Genomic DNA, 16,394 nt, shown 5'->3' on the forward strand with positions numbered 1-16,394 from the left:
CTACTGTTTTCGAAGCTCTATTTTCAAAGCGCAATTTTCAAAACCCTATTTTCAAAACCGAATTATTGAAACCGTATTTTTGAATCCCTATTTCTGAATTTATTCAAGAGGAGCAGCCTTGGCTATCCCCGTCGTAGAACCTGAACGTTATGCCGAGCAGCTAGCCGCCAAGCGCGACTATCTTGAGACGACCTTTGCGCCTTTCCAGCCACCGGCACTAGAAGTGTTTGAATCACCGCCGGGCTACTATCGCCAGCGCTGTGAATTTCGCATTTGGCATGAAGAGAACGATCTCTTCTATGCCATGTTTGAAGTCGATCCTGAGAATCCAAAAAATAAGCGCGTCATTCGCTTAGATCAGTACGCTGTCGCCAGTGAGCGAATCAATCAGCTCATGCCACAGCTGCGTGAGGCCTGTCTGGCGTCTGACGAGCTGCGTCGCAAGCTGTTTCAGGTGGAGTTTTTAACCACGCTCTCCGGCGAGGCGCTGGTCACGCTGATTTATCATCGGCCCTTAGGCGATGAATGGGAGCGCGAAGCACGAGCGCTGGAAGCTGAACTCGGCATCATGATCATTGGCCGCTCCCGCAAACAGCGCATCGTGCTGACCCGTGATCACGTCTGGGAGCGCCTAGAGGTGGATGGTCGCGCGTTGCACTATCAGCAGGTCGAAAACAGCTTCACCCAGCCCAATGCGCATATCTGCCAAAAAATGCTCAGCTGGGCGCGTGAAGTCACCGTTGGCCAGCCAGAGGACGATGCAAAGAAAGATTTGGTCGAGCTTTATTGCGGAAACGGCAATTTTACCATTGCGCTCGCCGAGAATTTCCGTCGCGTCCTCGCCACCGAAATTTCCCGCACATCGGTCGCCAGTGCCAACGTCAATCTGGAAGCCAATGGTGTTACCAACGCGCAAATTGGTCGCATGTCAGCAGAAGAGTTTTCACAAGCGCTGAAGGGCGAAAAGGCCGGGCGTCGCGTGGCAGAAATGGGGTTGGAGGAGTACGATTTTTCCACCGTACTGGTCGACCCGCCCCGCGCTGGGCTAGATGAGCAGAGCTGTGAACAGCTCAGCGAGTACGCTCAGATCGTCTATATTTCATGCAACCCGGCCACATTGGCTGAAAACTTGACCATACTGACCACTACCCATCGCATTGAGCGCTTTGCGCTATTTGACCAGTTCCCGTTTACCGATCACTGTGAGTGCGGGGTATTGTTAACGCGGCGAGATAGTTAATTAGGTTGAATGTGCTAACGCCCTAATGCGTAAACGGTATGCGCCATGAACAACATGTCATGTGATTAGGGACGCGACGATAGGTAGCGTAAGCTAGACGCTATGTTGGCCTAAAGGCCTATTGTCCTTCGTTTTTTGGCCGATCAATGGCCCAGGCAGTCGAGGTGATGGATGCACTACGTTGCGATTGAAGAGAGTCGTCAGGATCTTTTGAAGCAGTTGCAAGAGCGATTATATGCGCGCTTGGAGCCTGCTCGAGCTGCGACCATTGACGCCTTTGCTCGACACTTTTACGCCACCGTGCCGGTGGAAGATCTTGTCGATCGTCGCCTGGACGATCTGTATGGGGCTACGCTTTCGATTTGGCAGTTTTTGCAGCACCATGATCCTAAAAGCCCCAAAGTGCGCGTCTTTAACCCGGATTTTGAAGAGCATGGCTGGCAGTCAACGCATACCTTTGTCGCCGTGTTGCATGAAGATATGCCGTTTTTGGTCGACTCGGTGCGTATCGAGCTCAACCGCCGCGGCTTGACGGTACACGCGATTCAAAACGCGGTACTGGCCGTCGCCCGAGATGACCGCCATCAGTTACAGACCCAAACCTCACCTCGCGATGAGAACGCGCCTGACGCACGTGAGTCCTTGATTGTTATTGAAGTCGACCGACATACCGATGAGGCGTTGCTTGCAAAAATCGAAAGCAACCTCAACGACGTGCTGCGCGATGTGCGCACCGCCGTGGGTGATTACGACGCCATGTGTTCGCAAATCACTGCCTCCATTCAAGAACTGGAAAAGAGCTGCCCGCCGCAGATCGATCCCGATGACCACGAAGAGGCAATTGCCTTTCTAGAGTGGTTGCTGAAAGATAATTTCACCTTCTTGGGTTACGACGAGTATTTGCTCGAAAGCGGCGAATTGAAGCGCGATGCAGATAGCGTTCTGGGCGTTTTCCGCCTGGAACAACCGCGCTACTGCGAACGTATCCGTACCGAAGAGGGCGTCGACGAGCACAACGACTATGTGCTGGTGCCGCAACTGCTCTCGTTTGCCAAGAGTGCTCACCACTCACGGGTGCATCGTCCTACGTACCCAGACTACATCACCGTTGATCGCTACGATGACGACGGCAATGTGATCGGCGAACGACGCTTCTTTGGTCTGTTCACCTCAACGGTGTATAACGAATCTCCGCGTAATATTCCGCTGCTGCGCCGTAAGCTAAAAGCGGTGATGGATATTGCCGGGTTCAACCCCCAGGGCCATAACGGCAAGCAGCTGCTCCAGGTGTTGGAAGTCTACCCCCGCGATGACTTGTTCCAAATCGACACCGAATCGTTGGCCAGTACTTCCCTGGGCATTCTCAATATCCGTGAGCGCCGCCAGGTGCGTCTGTTTATCCGCGCCGATATCAGCGGCAAGTTCTACTCCTGCTTGGTGTTTGTACCGCGTGACGTATTCTCGACGGATCTGCGTCAGCGAATTCAGAACGTATTATGCGATGAACTGGATGCCCACTTTGGCGACTTCAATACCTACTTATCCGAGTCGGTACTGGCGCGCATTCAGTTGATTCTGCGTTTCAACGGCGATGCGCCCAGTGAATACGATCTCAAGCGCCTGGAGAGCAAAGTGGCGCGGCTGGCGCGTAGCTGGCGCGACGAGCTACACAACGCCATGGTGGAAGGGTTCGGCGAAGAGCGTGCCAACAGCCTCATGGATCACTTCCGCGAAGCATTCTCAGCCAGCTACCGTGAAGACTTCTCGGCACGCACCGCCGTGTTCGATGTGCAGCATCTCTTGACCCTGAACAACGGCGACGATTTATCGCTGTCGCTCTATCGCCCGCTGGAAGAGCAGGGCGGGGGTGTTAACCTAAAGCTGTTCCATCGCGAATCGCAAATTCCGCTCTCTGATGTGCTGCCGATGATGGAAAACCTCGGCCTGCGCGTGATTGGCGAGCGCCCTTACGATATCAACGCCCCTGAACAGCGCTACTGGATTCACGATTTTGAACTAGAGCACAGCGGTGCGGATGTCAGCCTGGGCGATATGCGTGACGTGTTTACAGAGGCGTTCAAGCGTATCTGGTCCGGCGAAGCCGACAACGATGCCTTCAACCGCTTGATTATCGGCGCCGGGCTGGACTGGCGTGAAGTCGCCATGCTGCGTGGCTATGCGCGCTATTTGAAGCAGATACGCTTTGGCATGTCCCAGGACTATATTGCCGCGACGCTGGCCAACTACCCGGCCATCACGCGCGAGCTGGTCGAACTATTCCGTCTTCAATTTGATCCTGAGCAGCAGGATCATGCCACTGATGAATGTGTCGCCAGCTTGAATGAGCGCCTTGAAGGCGTGGCCAGTCTTAACGATGACCAGCTGCTGCGCCGCTTTATGGAGCTGATTCTCGCTACGCTGCGTACCAACTATTACCAGCTCGTCGAGGGCGGGCGCTTTAAAGACTATATCGCTTACAAACTCGAGCCCTCCAAAGTGACCGGCATGCCCAAGCCGCGCCCGATGTTCGAGATTTTCGTCTGCTCGCCGCGGGTGGAAGGTGTTCACCTGCGTGGCGGCAAAGTCGCTCGCGGTGGTCTGCGCTGGTCGGATCGCTTTGAAGATTACCGCACCGAAGTGTTGGGCCTGGTAAAAGCGCAACAAGTAAAAAATGCCGTTATTGTGCCGGTGGGGGCAAAAGGCGGTTTCGTGTGCAAGCGCATGCCGGAAAACGCCAGCCGCGATGTCGTTCAGAAAGAGGGTATCGCCTGTTACCAAATCTTTATCCGCGCGCTGCTGGATGTTACCGACAACTTGGTGGGTAGCGATGTGGTGCCGCCGGAAAACGTTGTTCGCCACGATGAAGATGACGCCTATTTGGTAGTGGCTGCCGACAAAGGCACGGCGACCTTCTCGGACATCGCCAACGAGATTTCCCTAGAGTATGGCCACTGGCTGGGTGATGCTTTTGCCTCCGGCGGTGCCAACGGCTATGACCACAAGAAAATGGGCATCACCGCCCGCGGTGCTTGGGAATCGGTTAAGCGCCACTTCAAGAATCTGGATGTGGATACCCAGCGCGATCTGTTCAGCGTGGTCGGGATTGGTGACATGGCCGGCGATGTGTTCGGTAACGGCATGCTGCTCTCCGACAAGATCCAACTAGTCGGCGCCTTCAACCACCTGCACATCTTTGTTGATCCTAATCCGGATGCAGAAGCATCGTTTGCCGAGCGCAATCGGTTGTTCGCACTGCCACGCTCCAGCTGGGAAGACTACAGCCAGGAATTGATCTCTGCAGGCGGCGGCATCTTTAGTCGCAGTGCTAAGTCAATCACCATCACCCCGGAAATGCAGCAGGTGTTTGGCATTCAGGAGTCACGCCTGTCGCCTAACGAATTGATCCGCGCGATGCTCAAATCCAAAGTGGATTTGATCTGGAACGGCGGTATCGGTACCTATGTGAAAGGCTCCGATGAAACCGATGCGGATGTCGGTGACAAAGCCAATGACACCCTGCGTATCAATGGCAACGATCTGAACTGCCGCGTAGTGGGTGAGGGCGGTAACCTCGGTTTGACCCAGCGTGGCCGTATGGAAGCCGCCGCCAAAGGCGTGCGCGTCTATACGGACTTCATTGACAACGCGGGCGGGGTGAACTGCTCTGACCACGAGGTCAATATCAAGATATTGATCGATGAAGTCGTCAAACGCGGTGACATGACCGATAAACAGCGTAATCAGCTGCTGGCGGAAATGACCGATGAAGTGTCAGAGCTGGTGATTCTGGATAATTACCGCCAAAGCCAGGCGCTGGATCTATCGGCGATCCTCTCCGACCAATCGATGGGTCCCTACCGTCGCTTTATCAGCGAGTTGGAAGCCACCGGGCAGATTGATCGTGAGCTGGAGTTCCTGCCCACCGATGAGGTGCTAAAAGAGCGCGCCAGTAATGACCAAGGGATGCGCTTGCCTGAGCTGTCGGTTCTGATCTCCTACGCCAAAAGTACCTTGAAAGGCGACTTGATTACCTCGGACGTACCTGACGATCAGTATATTCACCGCCACCTGGAACGCCTGTTCCCCTCGGTGCTGGTGGAACGCTTTAAAGATGAAATGTACGAACACCGTCTGAAGCGTGAAATCGTCGCGACCCAGGTGGCTAACGATCTGGTCGATCATATGGGTATCGTCTTTGTACGCCGCCTGATGGACTCCACCGGCGCGGGGCGCGCCGATATCGCCCGCGCCTATATCGTGGCCCGTGACAGCTTTAATCTGCCTGGGCTGTGGGCGCAAATCGAAGCCCTCGATAACCAAGTGCCCAACCGCATTCAGTATTCGATGATGCTCGATCTGATGCGCTTGATCCGCCGTGCCACGCGCTGGTTCGTGCGTCAGCATTTAGGGCTCTCTACGCAGGATACCATTGAGTATTTTGCTCCCCGCCTGGCCCAGCTGCAGGAAGGCATTGGTGAGCTGCTCAGTGGCGAAGAACTGAGCGCCTGGAACACTCGCCGTGATGAGCTATTGGAGGCCGGTGTGCCGGATGCTCTCGCCTCTACCGTGGCGGCGTCATCGAGCCTCTATGCGGGGCTGGGTATTATCCAGGCCGCGCGCCTGACCAATGAGAAACCGCAGCGGGTGGCGGAAGTGCTCTACGAAATTGGCAGCCGTCTGGAACTACCCTGGATGATCCAACAGGTAACCCAACTGGAAGTGCGTGATGCTTGGCAGGCTCAAGCGCGGGAAACCTTTCGCGACGACATCGAACGCCAGCAGTTGGCGTTGACCACCAGCGTGCTGAAGCTCGATGCGGGAAGCCGCGATACCCAAGAGCGGGTGGCACAATGGTTGGATCAGCACGCCGATCTGCATCGCCGCTGGTGTCGTTTGATTGAAGAGGTGCGTGGCGGCAGTGAAGGGGGCTTTGCGCTCTTCGCCGTGGCGGTACGCGAACTGGTAGATCTGGCTGAAAGCGATAGCGAAGCCTAAATTTACCTAGTGATTCCGCTCTGCAAAAGCGCGTCCTGGTTCTCCACCAGGGCGCGCTTTATTGCGTTATACTAGTGCCCGTTTTCAGTCCCCGCTTCAAGAGATCCGCTATGTACAACCTCGCCCGCTCACTGTTCTTTCGCGTTGACCCAGAAACCTCTCACGGTATGGCGCTGGGTGCGTTGGATGCACTGCATCGGGTAGGGGGCGTTACACGGCTATTTGGCCAGCCGGTCGAGGATCCCGTCGAACTGATGGGGCTGCGCTTTGCCAATCGAGTAGGTCTCGCCGCGGGGTTGGACAAGAACGCCGACCACCTGGATGCGCTGGGCGCGCTGGGGTTTGGCTTTGTCGAGGTCGGAACAGTGACGCCTAAGCCGCAGCCAGGGAATCCTAAGCCTCGGCTGTTTCGCTTAGCGCAGCATGAAGCGATCATCAACCGCTTTGGTTTTAACAACAAAGGGGTTGCGCATCTGATCCAGCAGGTTAAACAGCGTCACTACGGTGGCATTGTAGGCATCAATATTGGTAAAAACCTGACGACGTCAGTAGAGAACGCACTGGATGACTACCTGGTATGTCTAGATGCGGTGCACCCTTATGCGGATTACATTGCCGTTAACGTCTCCTCGCCGAATACCCCTGGGCTGCGTACCTTACAGTTTGGTGAACAGCTGGACGCGTTGCTGGGGCCTATTCGCGCTCGCGCCAACGAGCTTGATGCTCAAGCGGGCAGAAAAACTCCATTACTGATTAAGATCGCCCCGGATATGAGCGCGGAAGAAGTGGCGTTGATGGCAGAAAGCATTCAGCGCAATGCACTTGATGGCGTGATTGCTACCAATACGACGGTTTCCCGCGCGGGAGTAGAGGGTGACTCACAAGCGGAGGAGGCGGGTGGGCTTTCTGGAAAACCTGTCTTCGAGACATCAAATCGCGTTATTCGCCAGTTACGTGAGCATCTACCATCGCTACCTATCATCGGTGTCGGTGGAATCGATAGTGCCGCTGCAGCCCAGGCCAAAATCGCGGCGGGCGCAGATTTATTGCAACTCTACTCGGGGTTGATCTATCAAGGGCCTAAACTGGTCGGTGAGTGTGCAAGGGCACTGAAAGCTAACGGTTGAGCGTGCAGATGATTAGCAAAGCAGTGTGGATATCAATGCGCACTAAAAAGCCCACTTGAAAAAGTGGGCTCACTGAAAACCTCTCGCTTAAAATCTTTCTTTTAGAATCTTGAAAAATAAAAACGTTAGGCCATGACTAAGGGGTTTTTGTGGATACCGGAAATGCCGGTCATCCCGTCCCACTGGTCGCCGCGACCTTCACGCCAACCGCTCATCCAGTATTCGCGTAAATTAATATCTTGACTCGGGCAGTCGTCACGAGAACGACCCGATACACCCGCTTTGTAGCCGTGGACATAAGCCCGCTGGAAGCGATCACGTTTTTGCCGTTTCATTGGCTAACCTCTTTTCACGAAAGCCTTTGATAAGAAATAGGATGTTATTAACAAAATTTATCAATAACAGCCGCTATTCCGAGAACTTGCTTCAAGAGCGAGATGCCGCTTCAACCTAGACGTCAGGCGCTCACGGGCTGAACGAGCCGAGCGGCCATCTCTAGCAAAGAACACTTACAAGCCATAGGCCAAGTCTTAGACTGACCCTGACAAGCAACGCATGCGTTTTTCAGTAGCTACTCTCTTATTGTTAGACCATGATGGGGTCATCTGTCGACTATCAAATTGTCATAAAACGTAAACTCATTTGCTATATACAGGGATATCGCGCCTTTACGCGCCGCTATTATCATGACCGAGTCGAACCAAACCGCTGCCCTGAACTTGCTCGCCACTTGCCCCAAAGGCATCGAAGGCCTGCTCCACGACGAACTCATAGCACTGGGCGCCACGCCGGGTAAAACCACCGTGGCAGGCGTCTATTTCACTGCCAGCCAAGCGATCGCTTATCGTGTTTGCCTGTGGTCTCGGTTAGCCAACCGGGTCATTTTGACCCTGGTACGCGAATCGATGATCGATACCGCCGAGCAAGTGCGCGATGTGGTCGCCCGCATTGCCTGGCCACAGCACCTGGCACCGGGCAAAACGCTGGCCGTCGATTTCCATGGCCGCAGCGAACACATTCGCCACACCCGCTTTGGCGCGCAAACCGTTAAAGACGGCATTGTCGATGCGCTTCAACTGGCCGGGCAGGAACGCCCCAATGTGGATACCAAAACCCCACATTTGCGCGTCTATGCCCACCTGCACCGGATGAATTTAACCATTGGGCTGGATCTCTCAGGTGAGAGTCTCCACCGCCGTGGTTATCGCCGTGACGTAGGCCATGCACCGCTAAAAGAGAATCTGGCGGCGGCACTGCTGGTGCGCGCAGGCTGGCCCGAGCGCTTAAAAGCGGGAGAGCCGTTGATTGATCCGCTGTGCGGTGCAGGCACGCTGCTGATCGAAGCCGCCATGATGGCCGCTGACCAAGCGCCTAACCTGAATCGTGAGCGGTTCGGTTTTCACGGCTGGGCAGGCCACGATGATCTCGCTTGGCAGGAACAGAAGCGCGAAGCCGATGCGCGCGCGTCGATTGGTCGCAAGCGCTGTAAAGCCCAGCTACTCGGCTTTGATCAGAGCCCCGCAGCACTGACGGCAGCGAAATCCAATGCCATGCGCGCGGGTATTCCAGCCTTGATAAGCCTGCATGGTCAAAGCCTTGTCCAGTTGACGCGACCCGAAACACTGACGGCTGAGAGCGGCCTGCTGATCACCAATCCCCCTTACGGCGAGCGGTTGGGTGAATTACCAGAACTGGTGCGTCTATACGCCCAGCTTGGTGAGAAAGCCAAAGCGCTATTCCCCGGCTGGACCCTGGCGGTATTTACCGGTAACCCGGATCTAGGCCACCGGCTGGGCATGCGTGCGCACAAGCAGTACGCGCTTAAAAACGGCGCGCTAGATGCCAAGCTACTGCTTATGGAGATTGGTGGCACTGAGCATGCGCCTGCCGCGAGCGATACAAAGCCTGTTCAGAGCGAGAGTAGTGCAGTGGCGACGCCTAGTGATAAGGTGAGCGAAGAGCAAGCCGCCCACAAAAATCAAGACAATGCGCAGATGTTCGCCAATCGACTGATTAAAAATCAGAAGCGCTTGAAGAAATGGCTGAAGCAGAGCGGTGAAACCAGCTATCGCGTTTATGATGCCGATATGCCGGAATACGCCCTGGCGGTGGATCGTTACGGTGATCGGGTACATGTACAAGAGTACGCGGCACCTAGCTCGATCAACCCAGCCCAGGCGCAAAAGCGCTTGTACGATGCCTTGGAAGTCATGCCCGAGGCGCTTAACGTTGATGCCAGCAAAATCTATATCAAACGCCGCGAACGCCAAACCGGCAGCGCCCAGTACCAGAAGCGGGCCGCCAGCGGTGAACGCTTTGAGGTGCAGGAGGGCGCAGCACGGCTATGGGTCAACCTGCGTGACTATCTGGATACCGGGCTGTTCCTTGACCATCGGCCGGTTCGGCGCATGCTGGGCGAAATGGCCAGCGGTAAGCGCTTTTTAAATCTGTTCTGTTATACCGCCACCGCGACCGTACAGGCGGCCTTGGGTGGAGCCAGTGACAGTGTGAGCGTGGATATGTCCAACACCTACCTGGAGTGGGCCAAGGACAACTTTGCGCTGAACAAACTCGATACACGGCTGCATCGTGTGATTCGCGACGACTGTTTCCGCTGGCTGGAAACGGCCAACGCCGAGTTCGACCTGATCTTTATGGATCCGCCGACCTTTTCCAACTCCAAGAAAATGCGCGATACCCTTGATGTGCAGCGTGACCATCCGCGACTGGTGGAACTCGCCATGGCGCGCTTGGCACCGGGTGGCACGTTAGTGTTTTCGAATAATCAACGGCGTTTTAAACTCGATGAAGCGCTTTACCAGCAGTATGCGGTCGAGGACATCACCGGGCGTAGCTTCGACCCCGATTTCCAGCGGCGTACGAATCTTCACCATGTGTTTATACTGCGCCACAAAGCGGCGTAAGAGAGCCATCGTATGAAAAGAGTCTTTGCATGATTCATCTATCGCTTTACACCACGCTGGGTTGCCACCTATGCACTCAATTGGAAGGGCTGGTGGCGACACTCGCCAATCAGAAGGTGTGGCTGCACCATATCGAAATCAGTGATGACGATGCGCTTGTCGAGCGCTACGGCGTGCGGATACCGGTGCTGGTGGATAGCGATGGAAATGAGTTGGATCGTGGCTTTGAGCTAGAACGCTTAAGCGATTGGTTGCGTGAACGCGGCTGGCTGGATGAAGCGGCCCTGGAAGCGTTTACCGCACCACCCGATACCTCCGCCCCCAAAGGGGCGCATGAGCGTGACGGGCGGCGCTTTCTGGGCTAACCCCTAGCGGCCCTAAAGTGTATCCAGTAGCGATAGTTGGCGCATGGCCTCCTGGCCCTCGGGAGTATGATCGGCCACGTCCAGTACCTTGCGAAAACCCCGCGAGGACTGGATGGTGGTTTCGTCCTCAAGCCACATCTGGGCCAGCTCCAGCGTGTCGGCTAGCTGATGCTTTAGACCGCCAAACTGAGTGCCGATTTGCCCCCAGGCGCGGCTGAAAATCCAGTCACCAAACATATCCTGGTGAATATGAACCAACACATAGTCATGGTTGGTTTCCCAGCGTACGATCACAACACTCTCCTTACTTAGCTTTTAAAAGATAGCCTTTAAAAGATAGCCTTTAAACTCGCCTGCCCATCAAGCCGTCGCGGGCGGTATTGTAAAGCCCGGATACCCAAACGCCTATGAAACTTGTCATCGACGCCAATATCCCCGCTGCCGAGCACTGCTTCGGCCATTTCGGTACGCTCACCCGCGTGCCAGGGCGGGAGATAAACGCCGCCCACCTTCGGGATGCCGACGCGCTCATCGTGCGCTCCATTACCCAGGTCAACGATAAGCTGCTTGCCGATAGCCCCGTACGTTTTGTGGGTACGTGCACCATTGGCACCGACCATATCGACCAGGCGGCGCTGGCGCAGCGCAATATCGACTTCGCCAGTGCACCAGGCTGCAACGCCGAAGCGGTGGTTGATTATGTATTGAGCAGCTTGCTGACCCTGGCGGAGCGCGATGGCTGGGCTCTTGGCGAGCGAGCCGTGGGGATTGTGGGGGTGGGCAATGTCGGCAGCAGACTGCAGGCGCGACTAACCGCCATGGGCGTCGCAACGCTGGCCTGTGATCCGCCCAGAGCCGACGAGGAGGGCCAGACAGGCTTTCACTCGTTAGATGCCCTGATCGAGCGCTGTGATGTGCTCTGCCTGCATACCCCACTAACCCGCGAAGGCCCACACGCGACGTATCAACTACTCAATGCTCAACGTATCGGTGAGTTAGCGCCGGGCAGTGTGCTGCTTAATGCTGGGCGGGGCGACTGTGTGGATGGCTTGGCGCTGCGCAGCCGATTGTCGGGTAAAGGGGACATTAAGGCGGTGTTGGATGTGTGGGAAGCGGAGCCGGATATTGATGCTGGCTTGCGTGATCTGGTTTCTATAGCAACACCGCATATAGCGGGGCACAGTTTGGATGGCAAGCTACGCGGCACGTGGATGATTCAACAGGCGCTAGCGCGTCACTGCGGCCAGCCCAGTGAATTTACGTTCGCCGATATTTGCCCGCCGCCCGCACTGGCATCGCTGCATTTGCAGCACGCGCTACCGCCAGAAGATGCGCTAAGGCTCTGCATGAGAGCGGTGTACGACGTGCGCCGCGACCACGATGCTCTCCAGCGCCAAACGCTGCATCACTGCATGCACAAAGGCTTTGACGACTGCCGCGCCAACTACCCGCTGCGGCGCGAATTCGCCACGCTCAGTGTGCAGCTGTCAGGGGAGGCGGTAGCGCTGGAAGGCTTATTGCGTGGGGCGGGGTTTCCCTGCAGTCATAGTGAGGATTTCTGACTATTGTCATTGGAGACGCTTGTCTCTTGTCATAACGAGTTGCTCCAGCATTGTCATTGCGAGGAGCGAAGCGACGCGGCAATCTGTACCCGCGGAGGCACATCCCCAGATTGCTTCGCTGCGCTCGCAATGACAGAAAAGGCGACCCCGAGATTGCTTCGCTACGCTCGCAATGACAGAAAAAGCGACTCCAGACTACTTAGCGGAGTTCGCAACGACGTGAAAGAGCCACCGGTCTGCGGTGGCCCCAAGCGACTTACTGACGATAAGCGGCTTCTTTCAGCGCACGGATGCGCTCATCCAGCGGCGGGTGGCTGGCAAATAGCTTTTCCACCAGCGAGCGCGTTTGGCCTTTGGTGATGGCCATGGCGCGCAGCGTGTCAGGCATTTGATCGGGCATTTCCGTTTCGGTTTTCAAGCGTGCCAGCGCGCTGACCATAGCGTTAGTGCCTGCCAAGCGCGCGCCCGCTTCATCGGCGCGGTATTCGCGATAGCGCGAGAACCAAGCGACGATGGCCGAGGCCAAAATGCCGAACACAATCTCAGCGACCATGACTACTGCGAAGTAACCCATAAAACCGAGCCCGCCTTCACCATCGCTACGGCTGCGCAGGAAGTTATCGACCAAGTGTGCCACTACCCGGGCAAAGAACATCACGAAGGTGTTCACCACGCCTTGAATCAGCGCCAGTGTCACCATGTCGCCATTGGCAACGTGGCCAATTTCGTGAGCCAGTACCGCCCGCACTTCTTCCGGTCGCATGCGATTCATCAAGCCTGCCGAGACGGCCACCAGTGCATCGTCCTTGTTCCAGCCCGTAGCAAAGGCGTTGGATTGCTGTGCCGGAAAGATGCCCACTTCCGGGGTTTTAATACCCGCTTCACGGGAGAGCTCCGCGACCGTGTCCAGCAACCACCGTTCGGTCGAGTTGGAGGGCGTTTCGATGATCACCGTGCCGGTGCTGCGCTTGGCCATCCATTTGGAAATGAAGAGCGAGATGATGGAACCCGCCATGCCGAACACAAAGCAGAAGATCAGCAGGCTGGTGAAGTTGATGCCCTGGCCGCGCAGGTAGCCCTCTACACCGAGCAAGCGCAAGGTGATACTGGCGACCAGCAAGACCGCTATATTGGTCGCTAAAAACAGCAGAATTCGCATCATGGTGCAGGTTCTCCCTCAACGTTTAGAAACCGGTTCATACACAGCCAGTGAAATGGTCACAGAATAGTTGCTTAAATACGTACTGTTCGTGGCAGTTTCAAGTCACGCTGCGTCAAATAGCTGTTTTAATCGGCATATTCACCTAGCTAGGCTCACTGCCGGTAGCGGGATAGGAAGTTGGCAAAACGGTCCAATGCATCACCGAGTTGGTCTGCCCAGGGCAGGGTCACAATGCGCACATGATCCGGCTCTGGCCAGTTAAAGGCGGTCCCTTGTACCAGCAATATTTTTTCCTGCAGCAGCAAATCAAGCACCATCTGCTGATCGTCTTTGATGTTGAAAACTTTTGGGTCCAGACGCGGAAACGCATAGAGCGCGCCTTTTGGCTTCACGCAGGAGACGCCGGGGATCGCGTTCAGCTTTTCTACCGTGATGTCACGCTGGGCCAACAGCCGCCCGCCAGGCAGGATTAAATCGTTAATCGACTGATAGCCCCCCAGCGCGGTTTGAATCGCGTGCTGGGCGGGCACGTTGGCGCACAGACGCATGGAAGCCAGCATATTCAGCCCCTGGATATAGTCCTGAGCGTTCAATTTGGCCAAGGTGCCGGAGATAATCATCCAGCCCGAGCGAAAGCCCGCACAGCGATAGCTTTTGGAGAGCCCGTTCATGGTGATGACTAATTGGTCATCGTCCGCTAACGCGCCCGTGGCGGTGTGCTCGACGCCGTCGTACAGAATCTTGTCGTAGATCTCGTCAGAGAACACCACCAGATTGTGCTGTTTGGCTATCGCCAGTACCTCTTTGACCACTGCGGGCGGATAGACTGCACCGGTCGGGTTATTGGGGTTGATCAGCACAATGGCGCGCGTGTGGCTGGTGATTTTGGCGCGAATATCCGCCATGTCGGGCGTCCAGTCGGCCTGCTCGTCGCACAGGTAGTGCACCGCATGGCCACCGGAAAGGTGAGCGGCCGCGGTCCATAGTGGGTAGTCTGGTGCGGGAATCAGCACTTCGTCGCCGTCATTGAGCAGCGCCTGCATGGCCATCACGATCAGCTCAGAGACGCCGTTACCGATGAAGATATCCTCAATCCCCACGCCGGGAATCTGCTTGCGCTGGCACTCCTGCATAATCGCTTTGCGCGCAGAGTAGAGCCCCTTGGAGTCGCAGTAGCCCTGGGCAGTGGGCAGGTTACGCATCACATCCTGGAGAATCTCTTCCGGCGCCTCGAAGCCGAAGGGCGCGGGGTTGCCGATATTCAGCTTGAGAATTCGTTGGCCTTCCTCTTCCAAGCGCTTGGCGTGGTCGAGTACCGGGCCGCGAATGTCATAGCAGACATTGTGCAGCTTATGAGATTTCTTTAGCGGTTGTGATTCGTGCGACTGCGGGGTATCCATGAGGTGTTTGTCCAAAAGTAGCTAGAAGCCCAAAAGTATCCAACGTCATTATGTGTTTACTAGGTCAAAGGGTGACTTAGCAGTGCTCGGCTCATTATGCGTCGGAAAGGCCTTGATTGTCTTCGTCGTTTTGCACCGGAGGTGGCGGAATATCTGCCGGGGTTTCAAGCGTTAGCCTGCCCAGCTTGCCGTCGCGAAGTTCGTGAAGCAGTACTTCGGCGCCGCGGTGCAGATCAACCGCGCCGCCGGGGCGCAGGCCGCCACGGCGGGCAGCGATATCTTTTAAGATGGCGTTACCGTCGAAGCCAGCAATAGCGAGAAAATCAGGCTTTTTCGGACCGTCCGCATCAATATCGTGGGGGAGGTCCGGCGCGGTGTAAGGCGGCAGCTCTTTGAGCTTATAGCGCTCGGTGAGCGCTTCGGGGTAGCGCTTGGCAAGCTCCGCGCTGGTGACAATCGCCACATCGGTGTACTCAATGGCGGTATCGCGAATGGCGCCGGTAGCAGCGAGACGATAAGCACTGGCCTGGTCTTCGATTTTGGGCCACAGCACGCCTGGGGTGTCGGTAAGGGCTACACGCCCATCGATACGCACCTTCTGTTGACGCTTGGTGACCGCAGGCTCGTTACCGGTCTTGGCGATTTTGCGCCCAGCCAAGCCATTAATCAGCGTGGATTTCCCGACATTCGGTATACCCATCACCATCACGCGCACATCGCGGTCAGCGCGCACGGCACCGGCCAGTTCATGACACAGCTTGGGGATTTTCTTCAGCTCACGGGTATTGGTCGTGGTAACGGCTAAGGCACGCATGTTCTCTTGGGCATCGAAAAATTCGACCCACTCGGCCGTCCGCTCTGGGTCGGCGAGATCGGCGCGGGAGAGAATTTTCAGCACCGGCTTATGGCGGGTTAGCTCGGCCAGCATCGGGTTGGCGCTGGAGTAGGGCAGACGCGCGTCGAGGACCTCGATCACTACGTCAATTTCAGGCAGCACCTCCTTAATCTGGCGGCGGGCCTTGTTCATATGTCCGGGGAACCAGCCGAGCATGGGTCTCTCCTGAAAGTACAAAAAATAGAGGCACAAAAAAGCGGGCGACCATTCTAACAGATGGCGCCCGCCTTGCTGTGCTTCCTTTTAGCAAGGATTACTCGTCGGGGTGAAACTCTAACGACACCGAGTTGATGCAGTAGCGCAAGCCGGTGGTCTCGGGTGGCCCGTCGGGGAAAACGTGGCCCAGGTGTGCATCACAGTGAGAACAGACGACCTCGGTGCGCTGCATGCCGTGAGTGGTATCTGTATGCTCTTCAACGCAGCGGCTACCCAGCGGCCGGTCAAAGCTGGGCCAGCCGCAGCCAGCATCAAACTTGTGCTCGTTCTCAAACAGTGGCGCATTACAGCACACACAGTGGTAAATACCCTGAGCATCGCGCACCTGATAATCCCCGGTGAAAGGGCGTTCAGTGCCTTTCTCGCGTGCCACGCGGTACTGCTCTGGCGTTAACTGCTTTTGCCACTCGTCGGGGGATTTTTCTATTTTCGCCATGGGGTTCTCCTCTCCCTCTGGTTGGCCACTCTTCAGAGGCTTATTAAGCAGGCTAGCTTAACACTCTCATGA

General features: G+C 56.1%; 12 protein-coding genes. 6 read left to right on the top strand and 6 right to left on the bottom strand.

Annotation, left to right across the window (positions count from 1 at the left end; genetic code table 11):
* Positions 1-118: 118 nt before the first annotated feature.
* From trmA to V8L70_RS02715, 3 genes are all read left to right on the top strand, one after another.
* Positions 119-1,240, top strand: a complete 1,122-nt coding sequence (trmA, locus tag V8L70_RS02705) for a tRNA (uridine(54)-C5)-methyltransferase TrmA (protein WP_101146111.1) — start codon at positions 119-121, stop codon at positions 1,238-1,240.
* A gap of 171 nt (positions 1,241-1,411) precedes the next feature.
* Complete coding sequence (locus V8L70_RS02710) at positions 1,412-6,235, top strand: NAD-glutamate dehydrogenase (RefSeq protein ID WP_101146112.1); 4,824 nt, start codon at positions 1,412-1,414, stop codon at positions 6,233-6,235.
* Positions 6,236-6,345: 110 nt separating this feature from the next.
* On the top strand, positions 6,346-7,362 hold the full coding sequence (locus V8L70_RS02715) for a quinone-dependent dihydroorotate dehydrogenase (protein WP_336268757.1): 1,017 nt from the start codon (positions 6,346-6,348) through the stop codon (positions 7,360-7,362).
* A 125-nt stretch (positions 7,363-7,487) separates the two neighbouring features.
* Here V8L70_RS02715 and rmf read toward each other — a convergent pair whose 3' ends face one another.
* The gene (rmf, locus tag V8L70_RS02720; RefSeq protein WP_007111057.1) at positions 7,488-7,697 is read right to left on the bottom strand and encodes a ribosome modulation factor; all 210 of its coding nucleotides are present in this window, start codon (positions 7,695-7,697) and stop codon (positions 7,488-7,490) included.
* A 351-nt stretch (positions 7,698-8,048) separates the two neighbouring features.
* Here rmf and rlmKL point away from each other — a divergent pair, with 351 nt between their 5' ends.
* Together rlmKL and V8L70_RS02730 are read left to right on the top strand one after the other, a co-directional pair.
* Positions 8,049-10,286, top strand: a complete 2,238-nt coding sequence (rlmKL, locus tag V8L70_RS02725) for a bifunctional 23S rRNA (guanine(2069)-N(7))-methyltransferase RlmK/23S rRNA (guanine(2445)-N(2))-methyltransferase RlmL (RefSeq protein WP_101146114.1) — start codon at positions 8,049-8,051, stop codon at positions 10,284-10,286.
* Positions 10,287-10,315: 29 nt separating this feature from the next.
* Positions 10,316-10,651, top strand: a complete 336-nt coding sequence (locus V8L70_RS02730; protein ID WP_008958420.1) for a glutaredoxin family protein — start codon at positions 10,316-10,318, stop codon at positions 10,649-10,651.
* A gap of 12 nt (positions 10,652-10,663) precedes the next feature.
* Here V8L70_RS02730 and V8L70_RS02735 read toward each other — a convergent pair whose 3' ends face one another.
* Positions 10,664-10,945, bottom strand: a complete 282-nt coding sequence (locus V8L70_RS02735; RefSeq protein WP_101146115.1) for a hypothetical protein — start codon at positions 10,943-10,945, stop codon at positions 10,664-10,666.
* Between the two features lie 113 nt (positions 10,946-11,058).
* On the opposite strand from V8L70_RS02735, the gene pdxB reads away from it, so the two are divergent.
* Positions 11,059-12,213 (top strand): 4-phosphoerythronate dehydrogenase PdxB, encoded by a 1,155-nt coding sequence (pdxB, locus tag V8L70_RS02740; protein WP_101146116.1) that lies wholly within the window; start codon positions 11,059-11,061, stop codon positions 12,211-12,213.
* Between the two features lie 256 nt (positions 12,214-12,469).
* Here pdxB and htpX read toward each other — a convergent pair whose 3' ends face one another.
* The 4 genes from htpX to msrB form a co-directional block, all read right to left on the bottom strand.
* On the bottom strand, positions 12,470-13,375 hold the full coding sequence (gene htpX, locus V8L70_RS02745; RefSeq protein WP_008958416.1) for a protease HtpX: 906 nt from the start codon (positions 13,373-13,375) through the stop codon (positions 12,470-12,472).
* A 152-nt stretch (positions 13,376-13,527) separates the two neighbouring features.
* Positions 13,528-14,775 (bottom strand): pyridoxal phosphate-dependent aminotransferase, encoded by a 1,248-nt coding sequence (locus tag V8L70_RS02750; protein WP_008958415.1) that lies wholly within the window; start codon positions 14,773-14,775, stop codon positions 13,528-13,530.
* Between the two features lie 94 nt (positions 14,776-14,869).
* Positions 14,870-15,826 carry a ribosome biogenesis GTPase YlqF gene (ylqF, locus tag V8L70_RS02755; RefSeq protein ID WP_101146117.1) on the bottom strand — a complete coding sequence of 319 codons (957 nt, stop codon included), beginning with the start codon at positions 15,824-15,826 and terminating at the stop codon, positions 14,870-14,872.
* 97 nt (positions 15,827-15,923) lie between these two features.
* Positions 15,924-16,322 carry a peptide-methionine (R)-S-oxide reductase MsrB gene (gene msrB / locus V8L70_RS02760; RefSeq protein WP_101146118.1) on the bottom strand — a complete coding sequence of 133 codons (399 nt, stop codon included), beginning with the start codon at positions 16,320-16,322 and terminating at the stop codon, positions 15,924-15,926.
* Between the last annotated feature and the right edge of the window lie 72 nt (positions 16,323-16,394).

It is taken from the genome of Vreelandella arctica (genome assembly GCF_037070215.1).
GTDB classification, from domain to species: Bacteria; Pseudomonadota; Gammaproteobacteria; order Pseudomonadales; family Halomonadaceae; genus Vreelandella; species Vreelandella arctica.